Source organism: Rothia sp. HMSC069C04 (assembly GCF_001812895.1).
GTDB lineage: Bacteria > Actinomycetota > Actinomycetes > Actinomycetales > Micrococcaceae > Rothia.
This window is the reverse complement of the sequence record NZ_KV810718.1, coordinates 1-18018: the sequence shown is the minus strand read 5'-3', so window position 1 is coordinate 18018 and position 18018 is coordinate 1. Positions and strand designations below refer to the sequence as shown.

Here is an 18018-nt window from a genome sequence, read left to right as displayed (position 1 = left end):
CCCCCACGGTGGGGTAGCGCGGATAGAGAGCTGATGGCTCAAGCATAGAAACTGTGTGGGTGCTGAGTCAAACACCCTCCCGAAAAACCGCCTGACAAGTGCCGATACCCCCTAGAGAACGCAAAAAGAGGGGCGACACCGCACGGTGCCGCCCCTCCTTTTAGGCATTAAATCTGCGCGCGTACAACGCGCGAAAGGCTATTACGCCTCGTGGCGCTCGCGGTACATGCCCAGCGGGCCCGCATCCGCGTACGCCTGAGCGTCGTTGTAACGGTACAGGCGCGGCGGGCGGTGACGGGGGCCCTCCACGCGGCGGCCGGTGTCAATAATCGACTTCGATGCCGCAATCTGGCGGCGGAAGTTCGCCGGATCCAGGGTGCGACCCAGAATCGCCTCGTACACCTCACGCAGCTGCGCCAGGGTGAACTCCTCGCCCAAGAAAGAGTGCGCAATACGCGAGTACTCGACCTTGTTCTGTAGGCGGTAGAGCGCGTACTCAATGATTTCGTTGTGGTCGAAGGCGAGCTCGGGCAGCTCATCCACCGGGAACCAGCGGATGTTCTCGTGCACGCGAGTGTTCGCGACCTCGGTGGCGGGAATCGACGCCCAGTACACCACGGAAACCACGCGCTCGTGATCAGTGCCGGGTGCCGGGTCGGGCTCGCCCACAACGCGGGCGGCGCGCGCCTCGGGGGTGCGCAGAACGTCACCGAATGCGTAGAGCTGCTCCAGGTAGCCGGGCTGCAGGTTAGTTGCGCGCTTCAGGGTCGAAGCGGCTGCCTCTTCGAGGGAAAGATTCGGGTTGAGCGGACCGCCAGGAAGCGCCCACTGGCCCTTATAAGGCTCGCGGAGGCGGCGAACCAGCGGCAGCCACAGGGTAGGGTGGGTTTCGTTTTCCTTGGGGCGCAGTGCCAGAATAACGGTCGAGACGGCGAGGGATACAGAGGTGTGGTCCACGTCGTTGTGCTCTTCGACGGCGACTGCGCCGGGAAGAGGCTGGGATGCGATGCTCATTCAGACCTCCTGTGCGAATGGGTATCGATAGGTGTGCATACTCTACCCATTTTAAGGGGTTAATAGGGTAAAAATGCACGCAAGGCACCCACTGAGTCGAAAACCGGTACCATCCGCGTCGTGTCAAGGGGAAAAGTTCAGGTACCGGACACGCCAAAGCACCCCTCCTACCTGTCCAATAGAACAGGCAGGAGAGGCGCTTTAGCGTCTACTTATGCAACATCTAACTATGCAGTTTTAGGTGCATATCAGGGGTGCGGACTAGTCAATCTGCAGCTCGCCCATAGCGTCCCAGCCGTCGCCGTCAACTAGGCGAGAAACAATCTTCGGGGTTGCGGTCAGCATGGGGCGCATGTCCTTCAGAGCCTGCTGGAAGTGGTCAGAGTTCACGTGCGGGCCAGCTGCGTCGTCGTTGAAAGCCTCGAGCAGAACGAACTCGTTCGGGTCCTCGATGCTGCGGGACCACTCGAAGAACTTGTTGCCTTCCTCGGCGCGGGTTGCCTCGGTGAAAGCGCGGGTCTTCTCAATCCACTGGTCAGCGTATTCGGGCTTGACGGGGAACTTTACAGCAATGAAAATCATCGGAACTCCTTAGGTTGAAGAGTAGATACGTACCCTTCCAGTTTAAGCCCCGGGTGCTCGCCGGCGCTGAAGAATAGGGTTTGAGGTAGCGGTTTTAGCTTGTGGCTTTAACCGCTGTGTTGAGTGGCTTTTGTGGTTTAACGAGCCGCCGCCTTGAGAACCTGCAGGGCGCGTTCGAGTGCCGCACGGTCTGCCGTGATGGCGGCTGCCCTCTGCGGGTTGGCGGAGTCGCTTCCGAACGCCGCGTTGTAGTACATGCCGTCACCCAGAAGCAACACGGCGCGGGCAATCTGCTCATCACCCAGCTCAGCGAGGACGAGCGCATGCCAGCCATTCTGTACGCGGCTCATGGTCTGCTGGGCGAGCTCATTATTGTTCTGTGCCAGGCGGCTGAGGGCAATGAGGGCACGGTCGAAGGGGGTGTTATCCGGCGTGGAGGAATTGATGTAGTAGGCGCTTGCCCCCTCGGGTGCCTGCTCCATCGCCGCGAAGTCCTCTTCAGCCAGGGTGAGGATGCGTTCTGCGAGCGCCTCAAGGAGCGCCTTCTTGGATGAGAAGTGGTAGAGTAGCCCGCCCTTGGATACCTTGGCGGCGGTGGCGACGGCGTCGAGGGTTGCGGCGCGTTCTCCCGAGCGAATCAGCAGGTCGACGTAGGTGTCGAGGATGTGCTCGCTAGAGTTGTTGGCTCGTTGTTTGCGGTGGTTGGGGGTGCTCATGGATACCAGTCTAACCGCTTGAAACTATACCGTGCAGTTGGTATAGTTAATTTTCGTTTGTGGACCCACCCGGACACCTAAAACCCCCGGACAAGCCCCAAAACCTCACTAAAAGACTTACTAAAAGACCTAGTCCAAAAGACAGACCGAGCTGATGCCGCCGCGTCCGCCGCATCAGCCGATACCTTATAGACGCACGAAAACAACCCATGACGAATCACAACCCGCAGACCACGTCTCTGCCCATCCATGCCCCCGAGCAGAAGGCTAAGCGCTGGACCGCGCTCGCCGTCATCATGCTGCCGGTGCTCCTGGTCTCCATTGACAACACCGTGCTGGCCTTTGCCGTGCCTGCTATTGCTGAGGCGCTGCGCCCCTCCGCCGCTGAACAGCTGTGGATTGTTGACTCCTACTCTCTGGTTCTGGCCGCCCTGCTCGTGCCCATGGGTGCTATCGGCGACCGCATTGGTCGCCGCAAGCTGCTGCTCATCGGCTCGACCGGCTTCGCGGCCATCTCCGCGCTGGCGGCCTTTGCGCCCTCCGCGCTGGTGCTCGTGATAGCCCGCGCCCTGCTCGGTATTTTTGGTGCCATGCTCATGCCGGCAACCCTGTCGATTATCCGTAACGTCTTTGTGGATGCGAATGAGCGCCGCATCGCCATCGCCGTGTGGGCAACCGGCTTCTCCGCCGGTGCCGCGCTGGGTCCGATCGTGGGTGGCTTCCTGCTCGAGCACTTCTACTGGGGCTCCGTCTTCCTCATGGCACTGCCGATCCTGGTTCCCTTCCTGATCCTTGCCCCCATGACGGTGCCCGAATCGAAGGATCCGAACCCCAGCCCGGTCGACCCGCTGAGCATCCTGCTGATTATGGTCGGCATGACCGGCATTACCTACGGTCTGACCCACACCTCCGAGAATGGCTTTGACGCGGTGGCTATCAGCACCATCCTCGGCGGTCTGGTCTTCATTGTTCTGTTCGTGCTACGCCAGCTCAACCGCGAGAAGAACGATATTCAGCCCATGCTGGATGTGCGCCTCTTCCGCAACACCGTGTTCACCGGCGCGATTACCGCAAACCTCATCTCCATGATGGTGTACGTTGGCTTCATCTACTTCGCCTCCCAGCACCTGCAGTTGGTCTCCGGCCTGCCGCCCATGTACGCCGGTATGCTGCTGATTCCCGGTACCCTGGCGGCCATTATCGCCGGTCTGGTGATTGCGCGCGTGGCGGTGCACTTCCACCCGGCGCAGGTGGTGTCTTTCGGTCTGGCGCTCAACGCTGCCGCGTTCGCGGTGCTCGCCTTCCTGGGTGCGCACAACGACTTGGTGATTATCCTGACCTCCATTGTGCTCGGTACCGGCATCGGTATTGCGCAGACCATTTCGAACGACCTGATGCTCTCCAGCGTGCCGCCGCGTAAGGCTGGTGCGGCATCCGCGATCTCGGAGACCTCCTACGAGACAGGTGCGGTGCTCGGCACCGTCATCATTGGTGGCATGCTCACCGCCGTCTACCGCGCAAATGTGGTTGTACCCGACGGCCTGGATGAGACTCTCGCCGACCACGCCCACGAAACCCTCGGCGGTGCCGTGACGGTCGCAAGCCAGGTGGGTGGCGAGCAGGCGAACCAGCTGCTCTCCTCCGCATTCGCTGCCTTCGACTCCGGCGTGGTGCTGAGCTCCGCATTCAGCGCCGTGCTCATGGGTGTTATGGCCGTCATTAGCTACTTCATGATCCGCAAGGCACCGCGCGAAATGAAGCCCGCTGACCACTAATTCCGCGCACTAACTCTGCGCGCTAACCCAGCGAGAACACTAATTCGGAATACATGAGCCCCGCCTCCTGACGCTACCGCAGCATCGGGAGGCGGGGCTATTTTTACGCACCCACCTGCGCATTTAAAGGTTCAGCACAGGTGCCGGTGGTACGGTAAACACAGTGGGCTCGCGCCCGCAAAGGACGCCCCAAAAAGACATCCTGAAAAGACGCGCTGAAAAGACCGAGGAACCAGCGGCTCCACACAATCAAGGAGGAACGCCACCATGGGACTCAAAGACTGGATTGCACCCTTCATCACACTGCTGATTGGTGCCAGCACTATCTTCATCTCCTACAAGAACTACCAGGCGCAGGCGGCGGCAAAACCCTCCGAACTGGCACGCCTAGAGCTGTGGAGCAAGCTACTGACCGAAGCTGGCATGGATATCAGCGCGCTACCTGACCCGGAGAGCCTCACCTCCGACCAGCGCGTCGTCCTCGAAAACTACCGGGTCTTCCTCAAACGTGCCTCCCTCGAATCGAAGCTGCGTAAAGTCGGCATCGACAGCAACCGCGTGTTCAGCCTGCTCATGAAGCGTGCGCACTCCTCCGTGAAGCCCACGCCCATCCCCATTGGCGACTCGATTAGCTACTACCGCCTGATTCTACGTGCTCTGCTGTACATTTGGGTTCCGCTGGCCGTGATTTTCATCGGCGTGCCCATCATCGTGGTCACCATCGCCTACCTGATTGGCCTGTTCACGAACCACCGCGGCAATCTGTCTGACTTTGCACTCTCCCCGCTCGCCGTGGTGCTCCTGATTGTTGGTGCGGTCGCCGTCGGTGCCCTCGTGTACCTGCAGAACCGCATTATCTCCGCCATTATCGCGAACAATGTGTACTTTTACTTCTGGGATATTTACGGCTCCAAGAAGGGCGCTCGCGACTCCAAGGACGCCTACAGCGAGCGCCTGGCGGCTAAAACCTACGCCGACCAGCTGTTCCTCGGTCAGCAGGAGTTCGCTCACCAGTTCCGCGAGAACATGTACATGGCGGGTATTCAGGAGATTGATGAGTACCCGCGCGTGCTCAGCGACAGCGTGATGCTGCCGCGCAACTACCGGGTTGCGGAAACCACCGAGGGTGAGGACCGTATCGACCGCTTCGTGAACTGGGTGCGCTCCAAGATTGGTTTTGAGCGCCTGGAACCGCGCATCATCTACAGGCTCGAACATAAGGACGCGCACAAGGATGCGAAGAAGGAATCCGCGCACGGTGAGCCGGTAGCTACTGAGCAGGGTGTTTCTGGGCAGCCTGTAGAGGCGCCGGCTCAGGATAAGCCGGAGGATGCACAGAAGGCTCCGGAGGCGCCTGCCTCTGCGGAGTCCGCCTCGGAGGAGCCCATCGTCGCGGAGGTGTCCGTCGAGGCTCCTGCCGAGGTACCTGCCGAGAATCTGGCTGAAGTACCCGTTGAGGATGCGCCCACCGAACCCGTCATCGGAGGCGCCACCGACTCTTCTGCCGCAGCTGGGGCAGACGACCCCACGGAGGCGTTCACCCGCATCCTGCACGATGCTGCCGGTCATGAGAACACCGGTGAAAAGAATGCCGCCGGAGAAAAACCCAGTACTGAGAAGCCTAAAAACTAAATAGCCCGCCCGAGGCACCGAAAACCGGGCATGAGAAAAGGGTCGCAGCCTACGAGTTCGCCATTGAACCGTAAGCGTGCGACCCTTTTCCTTTCCCTTCAAGGGCGAGCAGAATCGGAGGTACCACCCGACCAAGAAGAGCCAAATGATGCGCCCCTCCACCGGTAGAGGTTGCCTGGCAGAAGAACCCGCCGAAGCAGGTTGGCAGAGCGCCCGGCAGAGGGTGCATCACGCTTGAGGAACCGCCCCTAAACCCACCAAAGAACGGGTTGCCCAAAGAACGGGTTGAGGGAACAGAAAACCCCGAGCTGACGCATCTCTTGAATTTTCAGACAATCTAGTCTCTTCAGAAAATAACTGCATCTCGGGGTAGGGGAGGACGATTCGCGCTCCGGGTGGGACCTACCCACTCCCACCCGGAGGCGAATCCTAGGGATGTTCGCAGTGTCATGAATACATCCCACCGAAATCCCTCACAAACGTTCGGGGTTTCAGTATGAGCGGTATATGAGCCTACCGCAGTCTATGCCGCAACCTCCGGGTCGCGGGAGATAACAACCTTCACCACGTTGTGCTCAGCAGCGTGGCTGAACAGGTCGTAGGCTTCCTCGAACTGGTCGAACGTGAAGCGGTGGGTTGCCATCGCCTTAGCGTTCAGGCGGCCGGAGCGGACCATGTTCAGCAGGTTACCGACGGTGTTGCAGTTGACCAGACCCATGTTGATGCTCACGTTAGAAATCCACATGGTGTTCAGCGGCAGCTCAACGGGCTTGCCGTGCACGCCGGCATTCGCGATGTTGCCGTAGGGGCGAACAATCTTGGTGCAGGTCTCGAAGGTCTGCGGAACGCCCACAGCCTCAATTGCCACGTCCACGCCCAGGCCGTCGGGGGAGAGAGCCTTAATCTTCTCGATGAAGTCCGGGTCGCCCGCGTTGACCTTATCGGTTGCACCCAGCTCCAGTGCCTTGTTCATGCGGTTCTCGTCGAAGTCGACGGTGATGACGCGGCCGGCACCGCAGAGGTTAGCGGTCATGATTGCGCCCAGACCCACGGGGCCTGCACCCACGACAGCGACGGTGTCGCCGGGCTTGGTGTTGCCGTTCAGAATACCGATCTCGAAGCCGGTGGGCAGTGCGTCGGTGAGGAAGAGGACGTCCTCATCGGTCAGACCCTCCGGAACCAGGTGGACCGAGGTCTCTGCGTAGGGAACACGCACGTACTCTGCCTGGGTGCCGTCAATCATGTAACCGAAAATCCAGCCGACACCACCAACGGTCTGGCAGTGCGAAGGCTGGTTCGCCTTACAGTAGGAGCACTTACCGCAGCTGGTCACGGCGGGAATGATGATGCGGTCGCCGACCTTCAGGTCAGTCACCGCGGAGCCAACCTCGGTAATGGTACCGACAGCCTCGTGGCCGAGGATGCGTCCGTGGTCCACCTCGGGGCAGTCACCCTTCAGGATGTGCAGGTCAGTACCGCAAATGGTGGTGGTGTCGACACGGGCGATAACGTCCGTGGGCTCAAGAATGGTGGGGTTCGGGACTTCCTCCCAGGCGCTTTTCTGGTCGGGGCCGTGATATACATATGCCTTCATGGTGACTCCTTCTTTGAAGCTCTAATGAGGGTGTAGTGACTGCTTTATCACTACATGTATCAACCCATAAGAAATATTTGATAGGTTGTATTTTCATTAAACCCGACGTGTTGAATTATGCGCTTTTATTACGCGGAGTGTATCTTTTGGTTCTTTAAACATGAACATGATTCACTTTGGGTATTTAAGACCTGTAAAAAACGCACGAGGCGCACCCCCCAAACAGGGATGCGCCTCGTGCGTTTACTCGTGCGTTTAATCGAGAAAAGTTGGATTGAGTCGAGGTTGAGCTGAGTTTAATTCTTCAGCTGGGCACGCGCTCGCGAACGAACCGCCGTCACCGCCCACACCAGCACAAAAGCCGCCACCATCGACAGCACAATCGTGCCACCGGTCGGCAGGTTAAACGCCCACGACAGGTACAAGCCAACAATCGAGCAGATACCGCCAAACACCGGCGAGAACACCATCATCGACCCCAGACGGCGGCACGCCAACCGGGCTGCCGACGCCGGAATCACCAGAAGCGCCAACACCAGCACATTACCGAGCGTCTGCAAACCCAGCACCACAGAAATGGTCACCAGAACGTACAGCACAATATCCAGGGCAAGCACCGGCAGGCCCATCGCGCGGGCACTCTCACGGTCCAGGCTGACCGTCACAATCTGGCGGTGGAACAGCCACAGCACCAGCAGAATAACGGCACCCATAATCGCGGCCTGGGTAATGTCCTCATTCGAAACACCCACAATCGAGCCGAACAAGAAATCCTGCACCGACCCCGAATAGCCCGGCGCCAACGAAATAATCACAATACCCAACGCAAAGGATGCCGCGAAGAAAATACCGATCACAGAATCCTCGCGTAGCCGCTGATTCTGGCTAAAAATAGCCACCAGAATAGCCGTCACCACGCCCGCAGTCAGACCGCCCATGACCAGGTTGCCGCCCAGCACGAACGCCACCGCAAGACCCGGGAACACCGAGTGCGCCACCGCATCGCCAATGAAGACCATGCCACGCATCAGCACGTGACAGCCCACCACGCCGGTAACCACCGACGCGAGCAGCACCGCCGCCAGGGCGCGCGGAAGAAACGCCAGAGACGGGTTGAACAGGTCGGCAAGAAAATCGATAGGAGTAATCAACGGGCACCCCCGGTAGAAGCAGTATGGGCGGGGGAGAGGGAAAGATCAGAAGCACAGGAATCGGGCAGCTCGTGGCCGTACTCATCCAACGCACCACCGGCACAGGTGAAGCCCGTGCGGGCGTGACCCTGCGCCTCCTCAATATCGTGACCGTGCAACCACGTATGCAGCTGCTCCAGACTAAAAGAGTCCGCCGGACCATCCAGGTGAATATTGCCGCGCACGCCGCACAGGCGCGAACAGGATTCGCGCGCCGCCAGCATGTCATGCGTAGACATCAGAATCGTGATGCCCTCGTCCGCCAACTCACGGTACAGGCGGGTCAGCGTGGTCTGGGTGGGTGCATCCACGCCCGTAAACGGCTCATCCAGCAGCAACAGGGAGGGGTTCGCCGCCAGGGCGCGCGCAAGCAGCACTCGCTGGCGCTGACCACCGGAAAGCTCCGCGATGGAAGCGTCCTGCAGATGCAGAACATCGGTGCGTTCCATCGCCGAAAAAACCTGCACCCAGTCCTTCTTCGCCGGGCGGCGGAAGAACCCAATCTCACGCACGCGACCGGTCATCACCGTGTCCTTGACGGTCAGCGGAAAATCCCACTGGAACTGGTGCTTCTGCGGCACATAACCAATATGCGCACGCGCCACACGCGGCGACTCACCCAACACCCGAACCTGCCCGGACGCCGGGCGAATCAGACCCAGGATGGTGCGCAACAGCGTGGTCTTACCGGCACCATTAGCACCAATCAGACCCGCAAACTCGCCGCGCTCCAGGGTCAGAGAGAGATCCTTGAGGATGGAACGGCGCGCGTAGCCGGCGTACAGGTTTGAAATCTCTAGGACGGGCCCGGAGCTCACCGTTGACTTAGTGCCCGCTGTTACCGACGCGCTCACGAACGGTCACCGCGCACTTCATCCAGTGCCTCACGCTGCGCGGAGGAGCGGCGACGGAACGAAAGGAACGCGCCCACGGCAATCACAGCTGCCACGCCTGCGGCAATAGCACCCCAGGGGACAGTGAACTCTGCCTTGTAACCGCTCTGGTCGCTCGCTGCGGCGGCAGAAGAAGAACCGGATGCCTGAGTACCCGATGTCTGAGAAGCAGAGGTAGACGAAGCATCGGAGGAAGCAGAAGAAGCCGAACCCGAGGATGCAGAACCGCGCGCCTGCGCCTCCATCGCGTACAGGGCATCGGCGCTCGCCGAGTCACCCACCGCAAACTTCAGGTAGCGGGTATCGGTCACGGTCGAACCGTCAGAGAGCTCAGCGCTCGCGGTGACCTTCAACAGGTACTCGCCGGGGGCGGTGAACACCCAGTTCGCGTGGGTGTGCGTGTTCTTCTCAACCCACAGCTTCTGCGGCTCACTCTTGGTCGAGGACCACAGCACCTGCGGTGCTGAGAAGTTGCCGTTCTCCAGGTACAGGCTGAACGTGCCGGGGCCGCTCACCTGCTCCAGGGTCAGGTTCACGCCGCGGTTCAGCTTGGACACCAGCTGCGGATCCTGAGTGTTCCAACCCGGCCAAATCACGCCCTTGGTTTCGGTCTGCGGAATCACGTACACCTTAGAACCGGCGGGGGCGCCCACGAAGGAGTAGCGCGGGTCGTTCGGCACCTCCAGGATGGCCTTATCGCTGCCGCGGTAGATGACCTCGTCCAGGCTGCGCCAGACGGGGCTCTCGCCGTGGTCGTCGTGGAGCATGAGCTCAAACTTGCCGTTGTTGAAACGAGGACCCATATCCACGTGACCGGCGGAAATTTCGGTACGGCCGGATGCGACCGGCTGCTCCGCCGACAGGGTCTGGGTGAGAGCGCGATCGCCGCGGCTCAGGTTGCTGTCGCTCGGCTGAGCGGAGGCGCTCTCGGCGGTTGCCGGAGTGGTTTCCGCGTGTGCCACACCCAGGGGTGCGAGCATGAGGCTGGCGCCCAGAGCCAGGGCGGACAGGCTACGAGAAGAGCGGGTGGTTGAGTTCATCATGAGGACTTCCTTGAATCATGACCGAAACGGTGTGTGAAAGATTATCTATATGCTGATACGGCTATATGAGCTTGTGGGTAGCTTAAAAACCGGGTTACGAGGTGCTAGCCTCCGAGCAGCTAGCACCCGAAGAATCGCCGCCAGAACTAGCCCCGGAGCACAGCGCAATCGTGTGAGCATTCGCCAACATCATCTGCGCGTAGTGGGGGGCCTGCGCATCCAGAGTGTCCGAATAGAGCACCCCGGTACGCACCTGCGCCTCCCGCGCCAGCTCCGTGAGAACCGGTGAACGCATCGCCGTGGACTTATCCAGGTAAATCGCTGGAACCTTCAAATCCTCGACCGTGCGACGCAGGCGCTGACGTTGCTGAATACTCGGCTCACCACTGGCGCTGGCACTCACAAAACCGGCAATGTGCAGCCCGTAGGTGCTCGCCAGGTAGCGGTAGCCGTCATGCGTGGTGACCAGGTTGCGTGCCGCCTCCGGCAGGGCACCGTACACCTGACGCAGCTGAGCGTCCAGGGCGTCGAGCTCCTTCATGACCTGCTCGGTGCGGGTCGCGTACTCGCTCGCACCCGTCGGGTCAGCGGAGGTGAGCGCGTCACGAATGACCTGCACGCTCGCCTTCGCGTTCGGTACCGAATGCCAAATATGCGGGTCGATTTCGCCGTGCACGTGCTTGCCCAGAACGGCCTGCGCCAGCAGATACACCTGACCGCGATGCTCCGAAGCACCCGAACGCAGGAAACGGTAGCTACCGCCGGCGGGCACCTCCTGCAGGGTGCGGGAGGGGACCGCGACCACGGTGCGGTTCAGTTCGTACTCTACGGCGCCCTGGGAGGAATCCGCGCGAAGCACGAGCCTGCCGTCGCCGGTACGTGCCGTAATATCGGCGTGACCTGCAGAAAGAACCTTGATCTCGGCGGCGGAAACGTTCTGTTCCTTCGCCAGACGGTCCACCAGCTGTTGCGGGTCACGACCGACCGCGCAGTACAGGGTGCCACGCGAAGAACGCACCGACTCCGGCGCATTGACCGCGGTGGCGCTCAGCTCAATGGCGTACTCGCCGGCATCACTAAACGCCCACGACAGGTGCGTATGCGCCTGCAACGGAAGCTCCAGCGAACCCATATCGCCGGTGCGGATCGCGGTGTCCCCCTCACGGGTGAGGTTCACGCCGCGCGCATGCGAATCGCACAGCATCTCCACCGCACCGAAGGTTTGCGTAATGAACGCCGCCAGCTGCGCATTCGAGGAATCGGTAGAGGTACGCGCTCGCACGCTCTGCACCTCAAAGCGCATTCCTGCATCCGAAGAGTCGGCGGGGGCGGACTCGTTCTGCCCGCCCTCTTCAACGCGCAAACCCAGCCAGATGGAGTCCAGGGAGGCATCCTCAACAATGGCTTCCAGCTTGCCGCCGTACTGCTCAATCTTCTCCGCAACCGCCACGGACACAACGCCTGTGGGCAGGTTCGCCTCAACCATTTTGCTGAGCTTACGCTGTTCCAGCAGCAGACCGTTCGTCAGGGCACAGCGAGCGTAGGCGACATCGCGGATATCGCGCAGGCTCGGCTCATACGAGTGCGGGTCAGCACCGGCAGGCACGAGGGAGTGCACGCTGGCGCGCTCCCCGGCAATCTGCTGCGCCAAATCCGCCAGAATCGGGGTCGTGGCGACCACGCGCATCCGGTCGGAGGAGGCATTCTCGGTGCTGGCGCATCCGCTCAGTGCGAAGGCGCCAGCCCCCACCCCGGCACCTGCCGCAATGCGGGAGGCGAGGGTGAGGGCGGCGCGTCGACTATAGGTGTGTGACCCCTTGCCGGTATGCCCGCTATGCGGTGTCACCGCTGCGGCCCTTTCGGCGTGCCGAACGCAGAATCATGGCACCGAGTGCCAGCGCCAGAATGGAGGTGCTGACCATGAACGGGTCGATGACCACACCGGTGTTCGGCAGCTTACCTGCGGCGGCTGCCTTCTGGGCGTTGGCGAGTTCCTGGCTGGTCAGGGCGCAATCCTCACCGGAGGCGGTCTTACCGACGATGCGCACCTTGGATCCGTCGGGCTTGGTAACGATGCCGGTGGCTTCGTCGACGGTGCCGTTGACGGGGTTCTTTGCGGTGCTCTTCTCGCTGCCGTTGTTGGCGCCGTTAGCGTTGTTAGCGTTGCCGCCGTCCTGCTTGGTTTCTGCCCCACCCTGTGCGTTGTTGCTTGCCGGGGCGTTATCGGGGTTGCCGACGGTGAAGTGCAGAACCGATTCGCTGCTGACCTGCTGGCCGTTCTTCAGGCGTGCAGTCCAGCCGATAGTCACGGTGTAGCGTCCCTCAGCGGTGAACACCCAGTTGCTGTGCTGGTGGGTGTTTGCGGGCACCTGGAAGGAGCCGCCGCTCCGCGAATCGAAGACCTGCTGACCGGCGGAACCGAAGTTACCGGAGAGGAAGGTGGACATCGTGCCGGGGCCCTCAAAACCGTTGAGGCTCATGGTGACGGGGCCGTCGAGCTGCTTGAGCAGTTCGGGGTCCTGAGTGCTCCAGCCGAGCCAGGGCACGCCCTGCTGCTGGGTTGCACCGATCATGTGCACGGGGGTACCCGCCGGGGCGATGTTCTCCATGCCTGCGGGCAGGTTAATCTTCGCGGCGTCATTGAGTACGAACTCGAGGGCGCCGGGGGAGACGTGGCGGGCGGGGCTGGTACGGTCGTCCTTCACACTGCTGGTGAGGTTGCCGCCGTTGAGGATCGGGCCCACGTCGAAGTGGCCGTGGGTGACTTCTTCACGGCCGCTGTGCTCAGCGGTATTGACCACGGCGAGGGTGGGGATGCTGGTCGGTGCCTGGGCTGCCTGATTGCTCTGCTTGTTGTCCTTCTGAGCGTCCTTAGAGTCCTTGGCATCTTCCGCGGGAACCTCGGTGGCGATGCACTGCTGGTTCAGGCTACCGGGCAGACCGGAGGACAGCACACCGTTGCCGGTAATGCCGCCGCCGTTGCCGGGTGCGGTGACGTTCTGGGCGTTGGAGCCCTTCACGCTACGGGAGCTGCCGTTATTGCCGCCGTCCTTGTTTTTACCCTTGTCAGAGCCGTTATTGGTGTTGTCGGTGCCGCTGATGGCGGTTACACCGGATCCACTCTGGGATGCCTGCTCACCATTCGCCGCCGCCTTTGCGCCGTTCGGGTCGGTCACCTGCGCGGCGTTCTGGCCGTTCACGGATCCATCCACGCGGCGAATACCGGTGGATGCGCTCGCCTCAGCAGAAGCACTCGCCTCAGCACTTGCGGAGGTAGATGCAGAAGCGGATGCACTGGGGCTGCTGGTGGCGCTCTCGGTAGCGGTGGAGGTCGCCTCGGGGGTAGTGGTCGCCTCGCTCGTGGCGTCCTTGGTTGCTTCCTTTGCGGCGTTCTGCGCATTCAGGAGCTTGAAGCCGTCCTCAGCGTTAGTGCCCACGGCGATGGTGTAGGTCGCCTCGGAGCTGACCGGGGTGCCGTCGGCAAGGGTTGCGGTGGCGCGGAACGTCAGCTGGTAGATGCCGGCGCGGGTGAATGCCCAGCTGAGGTGCTCGTGGCCGCCAGAGGTGATGGTGTGCGGTGCGAGCTTGTCGTTGGTGCTGAAGACGCGCGGGTTGTCGCGACCGGATTCGGTGAAGACTTCGGCGCGGCCGCCTTCGGGTACGCTGCTACGCACGAGTTCAAGGTTGATGGTGTTGTCCTTGAGCGCGCCGGGGCGGATTCCTTCCGCGCCGAGGCCGGGGTAGAGCAGGCCGCGGGTGCGGGTGGAGGGAATGTAGAAGATGTCCTTGCCTTCGGGGGCAATGTAGTCGTAGCCTGCTACGACCTTGGTGTGTGCATCCTCGACGTCGGGCAGGTGGAAGACGGTGCGGGCGGGGTTGAATCGTCCCTGCTGGCCGGGGCCGGTGTCTGCGAGGGTGGCGAGGGTGAACTGGTTGCCGTCGAGGAATGCGTTGAGCATTTCGGTGTGTACGCCCGCGATGACGTAGTCACCTTCGTAGTTGACGTAGCTGCGCGACTCGGTACCTGCCTGGGCGCCAGCCTGGTTTTCCTGCGCCTGTGCGGCGGTGAAGGTGCCGACCTGGGGGAGGGCGAGGGGCGCCCCGAGTGCGAGGGTGCATCCGAGGGTGGTTGCGCTGAGTAGGCTCAGGGGTTTGGTGCGTCCTTGCATGGTGGCTCCTTGGATGACTGCTCGTTGGCTGGCGCGTTGCCCGGTGTGTTCGGGGCCCGTTGCTTTCGGGGCTTGCCCGGTGCTGGGCCCGGCGGCCTGCTGCCGGTTTCTCCCCTGCGTCCGGGGTGCGCTCTGCCGTGTTTTTCTCTTTGTGGATGTACGTGGTGTGCGTTTTTGGGCGCGCCTCGGCGCACACGTGTTTCTGAGAATCACTATACTCACTTAGGTTCTAAATGACAATTATTTGCAAAAGAGCTACCCTAGAGGATAGAAAAATGAGAAAGGTTGTCATGAGCTCTCAGAAGCAGACCCAACGACGGGTCACCACACACACCCCCGCACTCTTCATCCCCGGCGGCAAGCCCGCCCTCCGCCGCGCAGCCGCATTCCTCTCCGCCGCAGCGCTGCTCGCGCTCGCCGGCGCTGCCCCCTCCCTGCCCGCCGCAGCAGGCCCCGACGACGGCAAAATCGTCACCACCAAGGGCCACGTTGACGCCCCCAAGGCATACTGGGACGAGCAGAACGGCACCTTCGTCCTCATGAACGAGGCGAACCCCTACAAGACCGGCGCAGACACCTACGAACTGGACAAGACCGTCAACTGGGTCGGCAAGGGCTACAGCACCAGGGACGGCAAGTCGCAGTACACCATGACCCTGGGCGACTCGCCCTCCCTGGCGTTCCTCGGCGAACCCGGCCAGACCCTCTACATGGCACCGCACCTGACCTACGGCAACCAGGACCCCATCTGGGCTGGCCTGGGCGCATCCACGAAGGTCCCCACTGAGCGTTTCCGTGATGGTGTGTTCGCCACTGACATTCTCTCCGTTGAGGGTCCCGGCCGCATGGAGCTCTTCCGCTACAACCCGGATGATGCCCCCGCTGACGTGTACCGCATGCTCTCCAGCAGCTCGAACGGTTGGCACTCCTGGCTGCTCGATAAGGGTAGCCACACGCACAACACCACGACCTTCACCCGCCCCGGCCGCTACGTGGTCACCTACCGCACCGTGGCGCGCTCCACCGACGGCCGCATCATCAGCTCCAAGCCGTCGAAGCTGGTCTGGCAGGTGGGCGGCATGCAGCCTGTGCTCGGTGACGGTACCCCCACCGCCGTGCCCACGGTCGACCGCTACAATGCGGCACCCGTCGGTGACCTGGACGCCGCAAAGTACGTGCTGTCCGTAGCACCGCACCGCCTGGACGCCGACCCGGCTAAGAACAAGGACGCTGACGACAAGCTCAGCGACATCACCTTCACCGCCGCGAATAAGAACCTCAAGGGCACCCTGACCCTGTACAACAACGGCTACTTCCTGACTGACCTGCCGGTCGTGAACGGTACCGCCACCTGGTCTGAAATGCTCGGTAGCGAGGGCTCCCAGCTGCAGGCGGTCTTCACCCCGGACACCTCCGACGAGAACAGCGCGGAGGCGTCCCGCTGGATCTCGCACAAGCTCACTTACGAGCCCGGTAAGGCTGAGAGCGTGTACAGCGACGACGGTAACGGCTCCTGGCCCGAAGAGATCCCGGATCAGGCGAACACCGTGCTCAGCACCGAGCAGTACACGCCGACCAGCATGGACTACGACGTGACCGTCACCCCGAACGGTAACGGCTTCAGCACCGTTGAGGTCCGCTTCAAGGACCCGAAGGTGCGCGGCTTCATGCGCGGCGGCTTCTACGCCCAGGATGACCCGGTGTACCCGTACCTCGACCTGGAAGGCTCCGTTGAGGATGGCGTGGCGCGCTTTACCTTCCGTGACGAGTCGTTCTACAAGGGCACGGCTCTGCGCGTGAAGATGCTGACCCACCCGGATATGAACGCTTCCGCCTCCACCACTGAGGTTGCGGCGAACTACGAGCCGGGCACGAAGTACACTGCGCACGGTGCGTTGGCTCCCGATAGCGCACCCATTAGCGATGCGCCGAAGCCTGCTCCGGTGGATCCGTCGCCGAGTGCTGAGCCCACCGTCGAGCCGACTGAAGCTCCTAGCGCTGAGCCGAGCGAGGCTCCTTCCGAGGCTCCTTCCGCTGAGCCCAGCACCGTTCCGTCGGTGTCCCCCAGCGAGGTTCCGACCGTGCCTGCGGTGCCGACCGCCTCCGCAGAACCGAGCGTACCTGCTCCGGCGCCCTCCACTCCGGCACCCGCGAACCCGACCCCGAGCGCCCCTGCTCCGACTAGCCCGGCACCGTCTGCGCAGCCGTCCACCCCCGGAACCCCGGGTAACCAGTGCGTGCCCGGCCAGATTGACGGCCGCACCAAGATTTCGCACGGCCACCTGGACATTCAGGCGACCCTGAAGGACCGCCAGCTGTCCGTGGGTCTGCGTGACGACAGCGGCATCATTGACGCTGATTCGACCGTGCGCCCGCTTGATTCGGTCGTGTGGACGGTCAGCGAGAACGCCCGCCGTGTGCGCACCGAACGTATGGCTGACGAGAAGCTGAACTTCATGGGCCCGGTCGGCACCGCCTTCTACGGCCTGCCGCAGACCCAGCAGAGCGGCCTGCCCTGGCCCGGCTACAACACGCAGGACATCGACTACTCGCAGCTGCGCGGCCCCGTGCGCTTGCACGTGGTTCCGAAGGTCATGCCTGAGGGTGCGCGCTTCGGCATGTTCACCGAGTCGCTGAACGGTGCGGATGTGCTGCTGGATTCGACGACCGGCAAGACCACGATCGACATTGATTACGCGACGCACGCACACGCGAACTGGGTGTTCTCTGAGCCCGGCCAGTACATGTTTGACGTGCACTATTCTGCGACCCTGGCTGATGGTACTGAGGTGAACAGCCCGGTGCAGCAGCTTGCGGTTGCTGTGGGTAAGAAGGCGTCGGATGCGTGCTCCTTTGAGACTGCCGTGCCGAAGGACCCGAATGTGGCTAAGGACGACTTTAGCGGTGTGCGCCGTGTGGATTCGGCAACCCCGGGCGGTACCGCTGGTGCTAACCAGCCCGGCTCCGCACAGTCTGGTGCCGCGCAGGGTGGTCAGTCCGGTCAGGCTGGTGCTTCCGGTGCCGCCGGTGATGTGAACGCGCAGGGTTCCTCTGAGGGTTCGGCTGATGGTTCTGCTGGCGGCGTGTACCCGGGCGGTGTCTCCGGCGGTGGTACCGGTGGCGGCTCCCTGGGTCAGTCTGGTGTGTCTGCTGCGTCGGGTGGCGTTAGCTCCCAGCAGGGTGGCCTGGCGCGCACTGGTTTCGGTGCGGTGTCTGTGGCTGTGGGTGGCGCACTGGTGCTCGGTGCGGGCACTGTGATGGTGCTGCGTTCTCGCCGCCGCGCCTCCTAGCGCTTGCTGCGTGAGGACACGCTGATACGATAAAGCCCCCGCGGCTGAGAGAGTGAACTGAACTGCCTCCCGTTTCTTGGACAACAAAAATAAAGTCCAAGAAACAGGAGGCTTTTCATG

Annotated in this window: 12 protein-coding genes; 3 read left to right on the top strand and 9 right to left on the bottom strand. The window is 62.0% G+C overall.

Translation table 11 applies throughout. The features are described 5' to 3' along the window. Positions 1 to 201: 201 nt before the first annotated feature. The 3 genes from HMPREF2879_RS01245 to HMPREF2879_RS01235 form a co-directional block, all read right to left on the bottom strand. Positions 202 to 1014, bottom strand: coding sequence for an NUDIX hydrolase (locus tag HMPREF2879_RS01245; protein ID WP_070634631.1), 813 nt, complete (start codon positions 1012 to 1014; stop codon positions 202 to 204). A 261-nt stretch (positions 1015 to 1275) separates the two neighbouring features. Beyond that, positions 1276 to 1596 (bottom strand): putative quinol monooxygenase, encoded by a 321-nt coding sequence (locus HMPREF2879_RS01240; RefSeq protein WP_005508062.1) that lies wholly within the window; start codon positions 1594 to 1596, stop codon positions 1276 to 1278. 137 nt (positions 1597 to 1733) lie between these two features. Further along, a complete protein-coding gene (locus HMPREF2879_RS01235) occupies positions 1734 to 2312 on the bottom strand; it encodes a TetR/AcrR family transcriptional regulator (RefSeq protein WP_070634630.1) in 579 nt (192 codons plus the stop codon). Between the two features lie 209 nt (positions 2313 to 2521). Here HMPREF2879_RS01235 and HMPREF2879_RS01230 point away from each other — a divergent pair, with 209 nt between their 5' ends. Together HMPREF2879_RS01230 and HMPREF2879_RS01225 are read left to right on the top strand one after the other, a co-directional pair. Then, positions 2522 to 4087, top strand: coding sequence for an MFS transporter (locus tag HMPREF2879_RS01230; RefSeq protein WP_070634629.1), 1566 nt, complete (start codon positions 2522 to 2524; stop codon positions 4085 to 4087). A 267-nt stretch (positions 4088 to 4354) separates the two neighbouring features. Next, on the top strand, positions 4355 to 5719 hold the full coding sequence (locus HMPREF2879_RS01225; RefSeq protein WP_070634628.1) for an NADH dehydrogenase: 1365 nt from the start codon (positions 4355 to 4357) through the stop codon (positions 5717 to 5719). A 523-nt stretch (positions 5720 to 6242) separates the two neighbouring features. Here the strand turns inward: HMPREF2879_RS01225 and HMPREF2879_RS01220 are convergent. The 6 genes from HMPREF2879_RS01220 to HMPREF2879_RS01195 all read right to left on the bottom strand — a co-directional run bounded on the left by HMPREF2879_RS01220 (position 6243) and on the right by HMPREF2879_RS01195 (position 14608). Continuing rightward, entirely contained in the window at positions 6243 to 7313 is a 1071-nt protein-coding gene (locus tag HMPREF2879_RS01220) for an alcohol dehydrogenase catalytic domain-containing protein (RefSeq protein WP_070634627.1), read from the bottom strand. Positions 7314 to 7609: 296 nt separating this feature from the next. Then, positions 7610 to 8464, bottom strand: a complete 855-nt coding sequence (locus tag HMPREF2879_RS01215) for an anchored repeat-type ABC transporter permease subunit (RefSeq protein WP_012904337.1) — start codon at positions 8462 to 8464, stop codon at positions 7610 to 7612. Further along, entirely contained in the window at positions 8461 to 9357 is an 897-nt protein-coding gene (locus tag HMPREF2879_RS01210) for a metal ABC transporter ATP-binding protein (RefSeq protein ID WP_070634626.1), read from the bottom strand. The genes HMPREF2879_RS01215 and HMPREF2879_RS01210 overlap by 4 nt, the downstream gene beginning before the upstream one ends. Continuing rightward, the gene (locus HMPREF2879_RS01205) at positions 9354 to 10439 is read right to left on the bottom strand and encodes a choice-of-anchor M domain-containing protein (protein WP_070634625.1); all 1086 of its coding nucleotides are present in this window, start codon (positions 10437 to 10439) and stop codon (positions 9354 to 9356) included. The genes HMPREF2879_RS01210 and HMPREF2879_RS01205 overlap by 4 nt, the downstream gene beginning before the upstream one ends. A gap of 94 nt (positions 10440 to 10533) precedes the next feature. Continuing rightward, positions 10534 to 12285 carry an anchored repeat ABC transporter, substrate-binding protein gene (locus HMPREF2879_RS01200; protein WP_070634624.1) on the bottom strand — a complete coding sequence of 584 codons (1752 nt, stop codon included), beginning with the start codon at positions 12283 to 12285 and terminating at the stop codon, positions 10534 to 10536. Next, on the bottom strand, positions 12272 to 14608 hold the full coding sequence (locus HMPREF2879_RS01195; protein ID WP_070634623.1) for a TIGR03773 family transporter-associated surface protein: 2337 nt from the start codon (positions 14606 to 14608) through the stop codon (positions 12272 to 12274). Before HMPREF2879_RS01195 ends, HMPREF2879_RS01200 begins: the two co-directional genes overlap by 14 nt. Positions 14609 to 14898: 290 nt before the next feature. Here HMPREF2879_RS01195 and HMPREF2879_RS01190 point away from each other — a divergent pair, with 290 nt between their 5' ends. After that, on the top strand, positions 14899 to 17898 hold the full coding sequence (locus tag HMPREF2879_RS01190) for a choice-of-anchor M domain-containing protein (protein WP_070634622.1): 3000 nt from the start codon (positions 14899 to 14901) through the stop codon (positions 17896 to 17898). Positions 17899 to 18018: the final 120 nt, after the last annotated feature.